Annotated in this window: 10 protein-coding genes; 7 read left to right on the top strand and 3 right to left on the bottom strand. The window is 63.0% G+C overall.

Going from position 1 to position 14,823, the window contains the following annotated elements; genetic code table 11:
• Positions 1–37: 37 nt before the first annotated feature.
• Together ACFSJC_RS15935 and ACFSJC_RS15930 are read right to left on the bottom strand one after the other, a co-directional pair.
• The gene (locus ACFSJC_RS15935; protein WP_386028121.1) at positions 38–1,888 is read right to left on the bottom strand and encodes an Hsp70 family protein; all 1,851 of its coding nucleotides are present in this window, start codon (positions 1,886–1,888) and stop codon (positions 38–40) included.
• Entirely contained in the window at positions 1,885–2,436 is a 552-nt protein-coding gene (locus ACFSJC_RS15930) for a DUF2760 domain-containing protein (protein WP_386028120.1), read from the bottom strand. Before ACFSJC_RS15930 ends, ACFSJC_RS15935 begins: the two co-directional genes overlap by 4 nt.
• Positions 2,437–2,618: 182 nt before the next feature.
• On the opposite strand from ACFSJC_RS15930, the gene ACFSJC_RS15925 reads away from it, so the two are divergent.
• The 6 genes from ACFSJC_RS15925 (at position 2,619) to ACFSJC_RS15900 (ending at position 11,641) form a co-directional block, all read left to right on the top strand.
• Positions 2,619–2,882 (top strand): DUF2934 domain-containing protein, encoded by a 264-nt coding sequence (locus tag ACFSJC_RS15925; protein WP_386028119.1) that lies wholly within the window; start codon positions 2,619–2,621, stop codon positions 2,880–2,882.
• A 390-nt stretch (positions 2,883–3,272) separates the two neighbouring features.
• On the top strand, positions 3,273–5,051 hold the full coding sequence (locus ACFSJC_RS15920) for a GumC family protein (protein WP_386028117.1): 1,779 nt from the start codon (positions 3,273–3,275) through the stop codon (positions 5,049–5,051).
• A complete protein-coding gene (locus ACFSJC_RS15915) occupies positions 5,039–5,890 on the top strand; it encodes a CpsD/CapB family tyrosine-protein kinase (RefSeq protein WP_386028116.1) in 852 nt (283 codons plus the stop codon). Before ACFSJC_RS15920 ends, ACFSJC_RS15915 begins: the two co-directional genes overlap by 13 nt.
• 96 nt (positions 5,891–5,986) lie before the next feature.
• On the top strand, positions 5,987–8,173 hold the full coding sequence (gene recQ / locus ACFSJC_RS15910) for a DNA helicase RecQ (protein WP_417852014.1): 2,187 nt from the start codon (positions 5,987–5,989) through the stop codon (positions 8,171–8,173).
• Between the two features lie 152 nt (positions 8,174–8,325).
• Positions 8,326–9,483 (top strand): alcohol dehydrogenase-like regulatory protein ErcA, encoded by a 1,158-nt coding sequence (gene ercA, locus ACFSJC_RS15905; protein WP_386028112.1) that lies wholly within the window; start codon positions 8,326–8,328, stop codon positions 9,481–9,483.
• The gene (locus ACFSJC_RS15900) at positions 9,467–11,641 is read left to right on the top strand and encodes a putative bifunctional diguanylate cyclase/phosphodiesterase (protein ID WP_386028111.1); all 2,175 of its coding nucleotides are present in this window, start codon (positions 9,467–9,469) and stop codon (positions 11,639–11,641) included. The genes ercA and ACFSJC_RS15900 overlap by 17 nt, the downstream gene beginning before the upstream one ends.
• A 52-nt stretch (positions 11,642–11,693) precedes the next feature.
• On the opposite strand, the gene ACFSJC_RS15895 is transcribed toward ACFSJC_RS15900, so the two are convergent.
• Complete coding sequence (locus ACFSJC_RS15895) at positions 11,694–12,584, bottom strand: phosphoribulokinase (protein WP_386028110.1); 891 nt, start codon at positions 12,582–12,584, stop codon at positions 11,694–11,696.
• Positions 12,585–12,724: 140 nt separating this feature from the next.
• On the opposite strand from ACFSJC_RS15895, the gene ACFSJC_RS15890 reads away from it, so the two are divergent.
• Positions 12,725–14,818, top strand: coding sequence for an ATP-binding protein (locus ACFSJC_RS15890; RefSeq protein WP_386028109.1), 2,094 nt, complete (start codon positions 12,725–12,727; stop codon positions 14,816–14,818).
• The last annotated feature ends 5 nt before the right edge of the window (positions 14,819–14,823 follow it).

Here is a 14,823-nt window from a genome sequence, read left to right as displayed (position 1 = left end):
CGCGTTTCGCGAGTCTTGCGCATCCGTCGCATGACGCTCATCGATTGCCATTGGTCTTGCGGGTGTGCAGCGCGACATTCCAGCGCTCGTCGGTCGCATCCACCGGGATGGCCGTGAGCTCCAGTGTGCCGACCTCGGTGACGGCGGCCTGAAGGCGCACGGCGACCACCTCGCCACGTTTGCGGTTCTGGGCCGGTAGAGTGGTCTGGATCTCTTCCAGTTCCTCCAGCTCGTCCTCCGCCCATTCCTCCAGCAGGTCGCCGACCTGATCGTCGCGCCGCACGGTCGAGCCGAAGAAGCGGAAGCGGACCGGTTCGCCGACCACCAGTCCGAATTCCTGCGGCGGTGCGACCGGGTCGGAGCCTTCTTCCAGGCCGAAGGGGACCAGGCACAGCGCCTGGAGTTCGGGGTCCATACCCGGAATGGCGGGCATGGTGCTCTCGACGCCGACGTAATAGGTATGCGAGGTGCCGCCCCGGATCCGGATGCCGCCGTGCCGACGGACATGGGCGTAGAAGGCTGCGCCGCGTGCGACGGCCAGATCGAGATCGCGGGATTCCAGCAGACGCGCAGCGGGCGCCTCCTCAGCGTCCAGCCACTGATTGAGGATGTCCAGCACGCGCTGGCGCAGTACCGGGGACTTGAAGACGCCGCCATTGAAGAGCACGGCCGTGGGACGGATGAAGTCGGCGTGCTCCGGCTGGTCCAGAAAGCCCGGCAGGTCGTGGGCCGCGCCGGCCTGGCGTCCCAGGAAGGCGGCGAGGTGCCGGGTGACGGCCGGGTCTTGGGCGTAGGGGAGGCCGACCTTGGTCAGTGCGCCGCGCGAGCGGTTGGCTGGGCGGCTGGCCGAGTCCACCTCGGGGAAGAAGCCCTCGATCAGGCTCTTGTGCACCTCGTCGCGGGTGAGCTCGGTGCGGATGCTGCCGCCGATCAGGCGCGAGCCTCGGCTCGGCACCACCACGGGCATGCACTCGAGATCCGGATCGGCCAGCAAGGCCTCCTTGGCCTGACGGCAGCCGTGGGTGAGCGCCTGCAACTGCCAGCGATCCAGCTCGACGCCAGCCTGGGCGAGCTTGTTCTTGAGCAGATAGGCCAGTGCCAGGTCCATGTTGTCGCCGCCGAGCAGGATGTGCTCGCCGACGGCGATGCGGGTCAGCTCCAGCGCGCCCTCGTTCTCGGTGACCGCGATCAGTGAGAGGTCTGTGGTGCCGCCGCCTACGTCGACGACCAGGATGACGTCGCCGACACGCACCTGATTGCGCCAGTCGCCTTGGCTGTCGTTGACCCAGCTGTAAAGCGCGGCCTGGGGCTCTTCCAGCAGAACCAGGTGCTCGATGCCGATGGCCTTGGCCGCCTCGGCGGTCAGCTCGCGTGCGGCTGGGTCGAATGACGCCGGTACCGTGACCGTCACTTCCTGCTGGTCGAGCGGTGCGTGGGGATGCAGTCCGTTCCAGGCGTTACGCAGATGGGCCAGATATTGGACGCTGGCCTCGAAGGGCGAGACGCGTGCGATCTCGTCCGGGGCCCCGGCCGGAAGGATGGGGGCCTTGCGGTCGACATCGGGATGACAGAGCCAGCTCTTGGCGCTGGAAACCAGTCGGATCGGGGTGGTCGATCCTTGGCTGCGCGCCAGTTCTCCGCAGATCCGTGTCGGATCGTCCTGCCAGGGCAGGCCGAGGTCCGACTGCTTGAATTCGTCCTGATGCGGTAGATAGAGGAACGAGGGCAGCAAGGGGCGCGACTCGACCGCCCCGGCGGAGACGAGCTGAGGGATCGACAGCATCGCTTGGACGATGTTTTCGCCCTCGCTCGTGTGCGAATCCACGAAGGAGAGTGCGCAATGCGTGGTGCCTAAGTCGATGCCGATGGCGAAGCGTGGTTGGCTCACAGTTCGACCTCCGCCGCAGCGAGGATGCTCAGATCGTGGCCGCTGGTGATTTGCGGCAGTCGGGTCTCGACCACGCGCCAGCCCCTGTGGACGAGCGCGCCGCTGAAGGGTGGGGTGCCGACGACGTTGCCGGTCGGTCGGATGGCGGCGGCGTCGAAGCCGGCTGCCAGGGTGACGCGGCTACCCTCTGGTTCGTCGCGCACGGGTGCGATCACGAGGCATTCCTGCAGCACGCGCTGGCAGCCCTGATGAATGACCCGAGCGGCTGCGCCGACCTCCTGATCGGAATAGCCCTTGATGTCCTCATGTAGGAAATCGACCAGGCGTCCTTCCTTTTGGAGGAGTCCGAGCAGCAGCAGCGCCGAGTCGGGGGCCGATGCGGAGGGCGGGGTGGCTGCCGGCGCGGCCGGGCGCGACGCGGGATGCGGCTGATCTCCGGCCGCCAGCGCCGCGACCGATTGCGCAAAGCTGGGATCCTTGAACACGCGTCGAAAACAGCGGAAGGCAATGAAGGCCCTTCGAAGGAAGGACGGCGCCCGTGCAGACATGAATGGCTCCTTTTGAAAACTGGGAAAGACGTGGAACGAGGGTCGAATGGCGATGTGCGATGGCATCCATGTTAACCCGCCAAGCGGCGCGGCTCGACCTGGATCGTTTGGGCCGAGCGGACGGTTCCAAGCGGCATCCTGGCGCGTGGCATAATCCTGACCCATTTCATCGCTCTCACCCGATGATGATCAATTGGGGTTACCAAGATATGAACCTGGATCCGAGCGAATCGCCGACGTCCGAGCAACGACACGAAATGATCGAGATCGCGGCCTATTATCTCGCCGAGCGCAGAGGCTTCTCTTCCGAGGGTGCCGAGTCCGATTGGCTCGCTGCCGAGCGTGCGATCGACGCCCTAATCGCCGAGCGTCGGCTCGATTGCTCGATGGAGGGCGAGAGACGCAGCGTGGCCATCCGCAACGCCCTGGTGCTCCAGGGGTCGTGAGGCGAGAGATCGGTTCGATTTGGTGCTGGGTGTGGAAAAAAAGAAGCGCGACAATCGTCGCGCTCTCAAAATTACCACCAAAGGAGGATGGAGGAGTGCACTGGAGCCGCGAAGCTTCAGTACATAATAAGTTTCTTATTTACTTGTCGATTTGTCAACTGCGTGTATTCCATCGCTCATGTTGCGATCCGCGCGCGATCTTCGGCTTGAGGTGATGCCTGCTAGAATGGGCTCCCGGACCTGAGTGTGATGCCGGCGGGCGCAGGTCGCTGACCGAGGTTTCAACTGGCGGCTCAGGCTATCCGGGTTGGTCCGCCAAAGGTTCGATTCCATAGTCTTGGGTTGTGTGTCGAATCGCTGACGCGTCTGTGCGCTATCCAGGGGGCTTGAGTGGACGAACAGTTATTAACGCTCGAAGACTATCTCGCGATTCTGCGGCGACGCAAATGGCAGCTGATCGTGCCGATGCTGCTGTTGTCGGTGATCGCGGTGTTGGCGGCGTTGCTGATTCCGGCGACCTATCGTTCGAGCGCGACGATCCTGATCGAGCGTCAGGAGATCCCCGACGATCTGGTGCGCACCACCGTGACCGGCTATGCCGATCAGCGTATCCAGGTCATCAGCCAGCGTGTGATGACCACGGCCAATCTCAGTAAGCTGATCGAGCGCTACAACCTCTATCCAGAGATCCGTGCCAAAGAGAGCATCAACATGGCGGTCGACGAGATGCGTGAACGCGTCAAGCTCGACATGATCAGCGCCGACGTTATGGACCCGCGTAGCGGCCGCCCTCAAGAGGCCACCATCGCCTTTTCGCTCGCGTTCGAGGACGCCTCGCCGACCGTAGCTCAGAAGGTCACCAGCGAGTTGGTCTCGCTGTTCCTGAGCGAGAATCTGGAGCGGCGCACGGCGGCGGCGAACGAGGCGACGTCCTTCCTCAAGGCCGAGGCCGACCGGCTCGGGCAGCAGATCAGCACGCTCGAAGCGCGTCTAGCGGATTTCAAGGAGAAGAACGGCGACAACCTCCCCGAACTCATGTCGCTCAACCGCGAACTCATGATGCGCACCGAGGAACGGTTGCGCGACAACGCCCAATCCAAACGCACGCTCGAACAACAGGCCATCTATCTGGAGTCCGAGCTGGCTCAGCTCAGCCCGACCGTTGCCGGGTCCGGTGGCGCCAGTTTGGAAGGCTATCTGGAACAGCTCCAGGCGCAGTACGTTCGCATCAAGGAAAAATACTCGCCCGAGCATCCGGATCGGATCCAGATGGAGCGCGAGATCGCATCGTTGCAGCAGATGGCCGGTGATTCGGGCGCTGCCCCAATCGAGGCGCGACTGGCCGATCTGAAAACGGAGCTCGCCTCGCTCCGCAAGCGGTATTCGGACGATCATCCGGATGTCGTTGCGCTCAGGCGCAGCATCGACTCGACCCAATCTCAATTGGCCAAGTCTCGCAAGGCCGCCCGCAACGGCGATACCTTGGCGGCAGCGTCCAACAATCCGGCCTATGTCCAGCTACTTGCCAAGTTGGACTCGACTCGGATCGAAATCGATTCGCTGACCAAGGCGCACGCTCAGCTTGAACAGCAGCTCGCCCAGTACGAAGAACGGATCAAGGCCGCGCCCAAGATCGAGCAGGAATACCGTGCCTTGACCCGCGACTACGAGAACGCCTCGCGCAAATATCAGGAGGTGCGCGAGAAGTCGCTGCAGGCCGAGCTGGCCCAGGCCCTCGAACGGGATCGTAAGGGCGAGCGTTTCTCGCTGATCGAGCCGCCGCTGGTTCCAGAGAAGCCCTTCAAGCCGAATCGTCTGGCGATCATGGTGTTGGGCTTCGTGCTCTCGATCGCCGGTGGGATCGGAAACCTCGCCTTGCGCGAGGGGCTCGACAAGGGGCTGCATGGGCCCCGTGCTATCCAGTCGGTGACCAAGATCCCTGTACTGGCACTGATTCCTCGGATCGACACGGAGCAGGATCGGGAACGCAGGAAGCGGCACCTCATCTATGTGATCGGCAGCAGTTTCGCCGCGCTGGTGTTCGGCGCATTGCTCTTCCACCTCCTGGTGATGCCGCTCGATGTCCTCTGGTTTACCCTGATGCGCAGGCTCGATATTCTGATGCTGTCCGAATCCACCACCTTGGGTGCCGTCCTATGGAACGTTTGAAGAAGGCGATGGAGCGGGCTCGGGCCGAACGCCAGACTGCGCTGGCCGGGTCCGCTGGGCGACAGGAACGGCAGAAGGCCGGCGGCTCGCGCTTCGCCCATCGGACGCAACCCCGCCCGCCGGCCAGTGACGCCAAGGTCGATTACACGCGTACCGCGACCCTTGATGTCGACGCCGATGCCATGCGCGAGCGACGCATCATCCTGGCCGATGGCGTGGATCCGATCGCCGATGCCTACAAGGTGCTGCGAACCCATGTGTTGCAACGCATGCGCGCGAACGGCTGGAAGACATTGGCGGTGACCAGTCCGGGGGTTGGGGATGGCAAGACGATCACCTCGATCAATCTGGCGATCAGTCTTGCCAGGGAGGTCAATCAGACGGTGCTGCTCGTCGACCTGGATCTGCGGCGTCCCTCGATCGGACGCTATTTCAGCGAGGGGCCGACGCAGGGGATCAGCGATCATCTGACGCATGGCGTCGATCTGGCCGATTTGCTCATCAATCCAGGCATCGATCGGCTGGTCGTTCTGCCCGGGAACGACTCATTCACCCATTCGTCCGAGATGCTGTCCTCGCCTCAGGTCGTGCAACTGGTTCGGGAACTCAAGGAGCGCTACGAGGACCGTCTCATCCTGTTCGACATGCCGCCGCTCTTTGCCGGGGACGACGTCATCGCCTTTCTGCCCTATGTGGATGCCGTAATGTTGGTCGTCGAGGACGGCAAGGTCAGCAAATCGGAGTTGGAACAGGCGAATCAGCTTCTCGGCGACAAGCATTTCCTCGGAATCGTGCTCAACAAGGCCGAGCAGGTCGGCGATGTTTCGGGTTACTACTGATCCCTCCGCGCTCGATCGCGTCTGATCGAGCCGCAAACCTATTCGATCGATACCCGCCCGTATGATTCAAGCGTACCTTTTGAGGAGATGACGAGGGTGGCCGAATCCGCGCTACAGATTCTCGACCGCGTCTTCGGTTACGACCGCTTTCGCGGCGCTCAGGCCGAGATCATCGATCAGGTGGTCGGCGGAGGGGACGTCTTGGTTCTGATGCCGACCGGCGGCGGCAAATCGCTGTGCTACCAGATCCCCGCATTGATCCGCCCCGGCATCGGCGTGGTGGTCTCGCCGCTGATTGCGCTCATGCAGGATCAGGTGGACGCCCTGCGTCAGCTGGGCGTGCGAGCGGCCTTTCTGAATTCCTCGCTGGCCCCGGATCAGGCGCGAGCGGTCGAGCAAGACATGCTCGATGGCGTTTTGGACTTGGTCTATGTCGCCCCCGAGCGTTTGATGACGGAGCGCTTTCTGGGCCTGCTCGAACGGGTCGAGATCGCGCTGTTCGCGATCGATGAGGCGCATTGCGTTTCGCAATGGGGACACGATTTCAGGCCCGAATACATCCAGCTCGGCCTGCTCCAGGAGCGTTGGCCTCAGGTGCCCCGGATCGCACTGACCGCGACCGCAGACGCGCCCACGCGCAACGAGATTGTGACGCGTCTGAGCTTGGAGGGCGCGCGCCAGTTCGTCTCCAGCTTCGATCGACCGAACATTCGCTATCGGATCGTCGAGAAGAACGGTCCGCGCCAGCAATTGCTCGCCTTCCTGCGCCGCGAGCATCCGCAGGATGCCGGCATCGTCTACTGTCTGTCGCGGCGTCGAGTCGAGGAGACGGCGGCCTTCCTGCAATCGCACGGCTTCTCGGCGCTGCCCTACCATGCGGGGCTGTCGGCCGATATACGTCGCGAGCACCAGGCCCGTTTCCTGCGGGAGGATGGGCTGGTCATGGTGGCGACCATCGCCTTCGGGATGGGCATCGACAAGCCGGATGTCCGCTTCGTCGCCCACCTGGATCTGCCCAAGAGTCTGGAGTCCTACTATCAGGAGACCGGACGTGCGGGGCGCGACGGTCTTCCGGCCGACGCCTGGATGACCTATGGCCTGGGCGACGTGGTCATGCTGAGGCGGATCATCGAGGACTCCGAGGCCGAGGAGCGTTTCAAGCGGGTCGAGATGCACAAGCTCGACGGCATGCTGGGCTACTGCGAGACCACCGAATGTCGGCGCCAGGTCATGCTCAACTATTTCGGCGAGACCCTGGATGCCCCCTGCGGCAATTGCGATACCTGCCTGGAACCGGTGGAAACCTGGGATGGCACGCTCGCGGCGCGTAAGGCGCTCTCCTGTATCCATCGCACGGGTCAGCGTTTCGGCAGCGCCTACCTGGCCGATGTCCTGCTCGGCAAGGACCTGGAGCGCATCCGGCGTTTCGGTCACGACCAGGTCAGCACCTTCGGTATCGGCAAGGATCTGAGCGCCGACCAGTGGCGCTCGGTCTATCGCCAACTGGTCGCTGCCGGGCTGATCGAGGTCGACATGGAGGGATACGGCGCCTTGAAGCTGACCGAGCGAAGCCGGCCATTGTTGCGCGGCGAGACCAGCATCCGACTGCGTCGCGATCCGGAGCGTCGGAAGGTTTCGGGCGGAGGCCGTTCCTCGACCGCGTTTGCGCCGAGCGATCCGGAGGCGGTCGCCTTGTGGGAGTCGCTGCGGTCCCATCGCCGCGAGTTGGCCCGAGAGCAGAACGTGCCGGCCTATGTCATCTTCAACGATGCGACCCTGCGCGAACTCCTGACCTATCGTCCGCGCCATCTCGACGAGATGGGCTGCATCAGTGGAGTCGGTCAGGCCAAGCTGGAACACTTCGGTGCCAGCTTCTTGCAGGTGCTGGCCGATCACGAGGCTCGGCATGGCCGCCCATCCGCTGTGCCTCGGCTGCCCTCGGCGCCGCGTCGGGTGCCGGCCCGGGACGCCAGCCTGAGCGATACCATTCGGGAGACGCTCGATCTGCTTCGCGAGGGCTTGGATGCAGAGGCGATCGCGGGCCGTCGGGGGCTCAAGCTGACCACCGTCTATACCCATCTCTCGCGCTGTATCGAGGAGGATGAGCTGCGTCTCGAAGAGGTGGTGACGCTCGATGCCGATGAGCGGTGCCAGATCGAGCATGCCTTCGATCAGTTTGCCGAAGGCGCCGTTTCGGCCTTGAAGCCTATCTATGATCTCTTCGAGGGACGTTACGACTACGGTCTGCTGCGATGCATGCGCGCGGGGATGTGTAAGCGGTAGCCTGTGGCTGATTGCGTTGGGCGTGCCGAGCCTCGGGTTCCGTGGGTTGCGGCGAATCCTGCTAGACTCGAAATGTCGATGGCCGACCCTTCCCCCTGACTGCCGCACGACGAGGTCGGATACCCTCTCAGGTTCCCGCCAAGAGGTCTTTCATGCCGCTTTACGAGATGCGCAAATTCGTTGCGCCCGAATTCATCTTCGGTGTTGGATCGCGGAGACGTGCCGGCTATTACGCGCTCAACCTCCAGGCGAGACGTCTGCTGGTGGTGACCGATCCGGGCATCATCGCAGCCGGCTGGATCGACGACCTGATGCCCTCGATCGAGGATATCGGGTTGGAGATCTGCATCTTCAGTGCAATCACTCCCAATCCGCGCGATCACGAGATCATGGCGGGCGTCGACGTCTACCGTCGCGAGGAGTGCGACGTGATCCTCGCCATTGGTGGTGGCAGCGTCATCGACTCCGCGAAGGGTATCGGTATCGTCGTCGGCAACGGCGGGCACATTCTGGACTATGTCGGGGTGGATCGCATCTCGCTGCCGGGGCCGCCGCTCATTTGCATTCCGACGACGGCTGGAACCGCTGCCGACATTTCGCAATTCGCCATCGTCAACGACCTTAAGCGCCGCTGCAAAAGCGCGATCGTGAGCAAGACCGTGGTTCCGGACATCGCGTTGGTGGATCCGGAGGTCACTCTGACCATGGATCACTATCTGACGGCCTGTACCGGGTTCGATGCACTGACCCATGCCATTGAGGCCTTCGTTTCGACGGCCAGTTCGCCGGTGGTCGATATCCATGCACTCGCGGCCATCGCGCTCGTCAGAGACAATCTGCGCCGCGCCGTCTTCGACCCCGATGATCTGGCGGCGCGCGAGAACATGATGCTGGCCAGTCTCCAGGCGGGATTGGCCTTTTCCAACGCCAGCTTGGGGGCGGTGCATGCCATGGCGCACAGCCTGGGCGGCTTTTTGGATCTAGCGCACGGCGAGAGCAATGCGCTGCTGCTCGATCATGTGATTCGGTTCAACTACGCAGCCGCCGAGGAGCGCTACGCGCGTGTCGCGCAGGCTCTGGGGGTTGCGGAGGCGCGGGAATCCAGCGTCTCTCAGCGAGAGGCGCTTCTGGAGGCGTTGCGATCGTTGCGCACCGCTTGCGGTATCGAGGGTGGACTCGCCGAGCGGGGGGTCTCCCGCAGCGATCTCGCCGAGCTGGCGTCGCCCGTGGTCTTCGATGCCTGTATCTTCACCAACCCGCGTCGCGCGGCCCTGGCGGACATCAAGGTCATCTATGCTGAAGCTCTCTGAATTGGACGATGAATTATTGTGGGAGCTTCAGCGCAATCGCATCATCGGGCTCGGTGAGCGCTCGTTCCGCAAGAACTATTATCCGCAGCTGCGTCGCAGCCTCTCGCGGCTCGAACGTTTTCGCGCCCTTCTGGATTGCGCCGGAGAGATGATCCTGCTGGTCGCGCTGCCGAGCGGGCAGGTGATCGATGCCAATGCGGCCGCCGCCGAGCTTTTGGATCTGCCGCTGGATGGTGTGATCGGCCAGTGCCTAGACGTGCTCGGTTTCAGCCATGCCGAGGTCATCCTCGCAGATCTCGTCGGCGAACATGCGTCGGGCAGTTCGCCGTCATTGCATCATGAGGTCAGTCTGCAGGCAGGGGATGCCTCGCGACACCTCGACTTGGTCTGTCGCGTCGCCGATCTCGACGGTGTGCTCTACGGCGTTCTGCTGGGGCGCGACGCGACCCGGCGTGTTGCAGCCGAATCGCGTCTGCGTCTCGCCGCTCGGGTCTTCGCCGATAGCGCCGAAGGCATCTTGGTTGGCGACCGGCGCGGGCGCGTCATCGAGATCAACCATGCCTTCGAGGCCATCACGGGATACGGGCGTGAGGAGGTGATGGGATGGCCGATGCGCGCCTTTGTCAGTTCCAGGCACGATCCAGGATTCTTTCGCTCCGCGCGCCAGGCCTTGAAGGCGGACAATTCCTGGCAGGGCGAACTCTGGAGCCAGCGCAAGAATCGTGAGATCTATCCCGTGTGGCTGTCGCTCAGCCTGATCCGCGATCATCGGGGGCGTGTGCAGAATTGTGTCGCCATGTTCTCCGACATCAGCGAGCGCAAGGAGAGCGAGGCACGTATCCAGCACATGGCGCACCACGATTTTCTGACCGGACTGCCCAACCGTTTTCTGCTGATCGACCGTCTGACGCAGCTTCTGGCGACGGCGCGGCGCGACGGTCGGCGCTTCGCCGTGCTCTTCATCGACCTGGACCGCTTCAAGACGATCAACGACTCGCTCGGGCATCGCGTCGGCGACCGTTTGCTCTGTGCCGTCGGGGAGCGCTTGCGCGCACGGTTACGTACCTCGGATACGGTCGCGCGGCAGGGCGGCGATGAGTTCATCGTGTTGCTCTCGCACATCGAGGGGCCGACCGAGGTGGTGCGCGTCTGCAACATGCTCCTGAGCACCTTGAGCGAGCTCTGTCTGTTCGAGGGGCACGAGATTTCGGTCACGCCTTCGATCGGCGTCGCCATCGGGCCGGATGACGGCACGGACAGCGATACGTTGCTCAAGCATGCCGATCTTGCTATGTATCAGGTGAAACAGCGGGGGAGGAACGATTTCGAGTTCTTCCGCAATGAGATGCGCGTCCACATCACCACTCTGCTGCAACTGGAACGGGACCTGAGGCATGCGGTCGAGCGCGATGAGCTGGAGGTCTTCTACCAGCCTCAGATGGATCTGCGCAGTGGAGGGCTCGCCGCTGTCGAGGCCCTGTTGCGTTGGCATCACCCCGAGCGCGGTCTGGTGCTGCCTGGCGATTTCATCCCGCCGGCCGAGGACTCGCGCCTGATCGTGCCGATTGGCGAATGGGTTCTTCGCGCCGCCTGCCGACAGCTCGCCGCATGGCGTGCCGACCGATGGCCCGAGTTACGCCTGGCGGTCAATCTCTCACCGGTCCAGTTCCAGCAGGCCGGACTGATTGATGTAGTCCGCTCTGCCCTGGATGAGTCGGGCCTGGATCCCAAGGCGCTTGAACTCGAGGTGACCGAGGGTCTGTTGATGGATAACCGGGATATCACGCTGCAGGCGCTCGCGGACTTGAAGGCGATGGGCATTCGACTCTCGATCGACGACTTCGGCACAGGCTACTCGTCGCTGGTCTATCTCAAGCGGTTTCCGGTCGGACAGTTGAAGATCGACCGTTCCTTCGTGCGCGATTTGCTCGAAGACAGGGGAGATGCAGCGATCTGCGAGACCATTATCGCGCTCGCGCGGCATCTGGATCTGGAGGTGGTTGCGGAGGGTGTCGAGCGGATCGAGCAACTCGATTGGCTGCGTGAGGCGGGATGCCATCGTGCCCAGGGTTATCTCCTGGGGCGTCCGATGTCGGCCGATGCGCTTGAGCGACGCCTGTCCGGCGGAGTCGGACTGCTTTCGCTCGGATCCGCATAGCGTGGTATCCACGCCGAGGACCGGTCGGCCCTCGGACGTTCGTTGAGTCCTGTCAGACCTTGCGCGCCTCCATCATGCGCTCGATGATCGGCTGGAGGATGATCTCCATCGCCATTCCCATCTTACCGCCGGGCACCACCATGCTGTTGCGTCGCGACATGAAGGAGTCGTGGATCATCGACAGCAGGTAGGGGAAATCCACCTGCAGTTTTTCTGGATCCTTGAAGCGGATGATGACGAAGCTCTCGTCCGGCGTCGGGATGTCGCGGGCGATGAAGGGATTCGAGGTGTCGACGGTCGGAACGCGCTGGAAGTTGATGTCGGTCAGCGAGAATTGCGGTGTGATATAGCGGATGTAGTCGGGCATGCGGCGCATGATCGTATCGACGATGGCCTCCGCCGAATAGCCGCGCTCCAGATTATCCCGGTGGATCTTCTGGATCCATTCCAGGTTGACGATCGGAACCACTCCGACGCCGAGATCCACATGCTGCGCGATATTGTCCTCTTCGGTGACGATGAGGCCGTGCAGCCCCTCGTAGAAGAGCAGATCCGTGTTGGCCGGAAGTTCCTCCCAGGGGGTGAACTGGCCCGGCTTGAGATCGGTGTCGAGACGGGCGTTGTGCTCCTGTGCCTCGTCGTCGCTGTGGATGTAGTAACGCTGCTTGCCGGTGCCGCTTTCACCGTAGTCGCGGAACAGCTCTTCGAGGAGATCGAAGCGGTTGGCGGCGGGACCGAAGTGGCTGAGGCTGCTGCCTCGCTCCGTGTATTTCGCCATCTCGGCCTTCATCGTCACGCGGTCGTAGCGATGGAAGCTGTCGCCCTCGATAACGGCGGCGCTGATGCCGTCACGATAGAAGATGTGCTCGAAGGCACGCTTGACCGTGGTGGTTCCCGCCCCGGACGATCCGGTAACGGCGACGATCGGATGTTTTTTCGACATGTTGTCTCCCCGTTCTCTTGCTATTATTCGTGTTCTTTGCGTGTATCATTAGATCCCAATGATTGCCTAATATATCATGAACGTCGCGGGCCTAAACCTGTCCTCCGCGCCGTTCCGGTCGGTCGCTTAAGGGGCGTGAAATGGCTTTCGATGTTTCGATCGAGCGGGTTCGGATCGGTCCCGGACTCAGGGCCGGTGTCGTTGCAAATCCCGATCTGCAATCCGCGCTGGTACGCCTGGTCACCTGCGTTCTCGGCGCGGCCTATATCGGTCTCGCGGCCTGGACCCACTACTACCGGATCGATGTCTCGCTCTATCTCACGGTCTTCGGTATCTATCTGTTGACCAGCTTGGCCCTGTTGGTCAGCGTCATCCGGCATCCCGGATGGCGAGTGCGACGCTATCTGGCACTATCGCTCGACGTCATCGTCGTCAGCCTGGCAATCTTGATTACCCGGGATGCCATCAGTCCCTTCTATCTCCTCTATATCCTCATCTTCATCTCGGCCGGCACCCGGTTCGGTCGGGGGCATCTGATCCTGGCGACTTTGGTCGCGGTCGTGGCCTACAACTTCGTGTTGATCCAACTCGACGAATGGGAGCGCCATACCTATGAGGCGGCCTTCTTCCTGGTCCTGCTGGTGTTGCTGCCGCTCTATCAGTCCTCGCTCCTGCGTCAGATCCAGGAGGCCCGCGATCAGGCCCAGCGGGCCAACAAGGCGAAGAGCGACTTTCTGGCCGTCATGACCCACGAGCTGCGCACCCCGCTCACCGGGCTCGTCGGCATGGTGGAGCTGTTGAAGACGACCCGGCTCGACCCGGAGCAGCGCGACCATCTCCGTGATATCGACGCGGCCGCGAATGCGCTTGCCATGCTGATTGGCGACATCCTGGATCTGTCCAAGATCGAGGCGGGCAAATTGGTGCTCGAACGCATCCCCTTCGATCCGCGCGATCTGGTCCGTCAGGTGTGCAGCGTCGTTTCCAGCAAGGCGCTGGAGTCCGGGCTCGAACTCGTGTGCCGCGTGGAGCCCGAGGTGCCGCGATCCGTCATGGGCGACCCCTTACGGGTGCGTCAGATCCTCTTCAATCTCGTGGGGAATGCCATCAAGTTCACGCCACAAGGCCACGTACTGCTGCGCTTGAGTCTAGAGCCGGCTGAGTCCCAGCAGATAAGCGCGTGGCTGCTGTTCGAGATCGTTGACAGCGGTATCGGCATCTCGGCCGGCAAGCTCGACACTCTCTTCGAGCGCTTCACTCAGGTCGATGACTCGACCACGCGCCGTTTCGGCGGCACGGGCCTCGGCACTACGATCGCGCGCGATCTGTCCGCTCTGATGGGCGGTTCGATCGAGGTCGCAAGCGAGGAGGGTAGGGGAAGCCGCTTCTCGGTCCGGCTGCCGCTGGTCGAAGTCGATGACGCGACGTCGGCGCCGGATGTGGATTGGGGGCTTGCCGGATTGCGCGTGTTGGTGATCGAACGCAACGACCTGCAGCGTGCCTGCGTTCAGGATGCCTTGGAGTCGGCCGGCTGTTTGGTCTCGGGTGTGGCCGCGTCCCAGGAGATCGCGCGTGGGTCAGGGGCTTACGATCTGCTCGTCATCGGCGATCCGCCGGCCGGGTGCGATCTCGCGTCGGAGTTGTCCGAGATCCATCGGGCATTGGCTGCCGAGCCGCCTTGTCTCTTGCTCACCTATGCCGGTCGCCGTCCCATTCCTCGCGCCGCTCGTTTGAACTACCTGAGCAAGCCGTTTCTCGCCGAGGATCTGTTGCGAGGCGCCAGTGCATTGATGGGGCGCCTGCCTGAGGGCGTTATGGCTCGGGATCGGGAAATGCAATCGGCCTTGGTCGAGACCGAGTCGGCGGGCACCATCCGGGTCCTGGTGGCCGAGGACAACCCGCTCGCGGCCAAGGTTTTGACCGCCTTTCTCTCCCGGATGGGGTTTCCATACGATCGCTTCAGCGACGGCGAGACCGCTCTGCAGGCAGCGCTGAAGGGCGTCTACGACATCGCGATCGTGGATCTGCACATGCCGAAGCTGGACGGAATCGACTTTGTCCGACGCTATCGGGCCGAGCGCGCCGACCACCCCATGCCGATCGTCGCCCTGACGGCGAGCGCCTCGGAAGAGATCAGGCAGGACTGTCTGGCGGCTGGAATGGAGGGCTTCCTGGTGAAGCCCGTCAGTCCGGAGGCGCTGCGCCAGACGATCGAGCGGTTGGCTCCGGGGTGAGCGGG

Source organism: Thiorhodococcus fuscus, from assembly GCF_042682685.1.
Lineage (GTDB): Bacteria > Pseudomonadota > Gammaproteobacteria > Chromatiales > Chromatiaceae > Imhoffiella > Imhoffiella fuscus.
The sequence above is the reverse complement of the archived record's forward strand: the minus strand, read 5'-3'. Positions and strand labels throughout refer to the sequence as shown.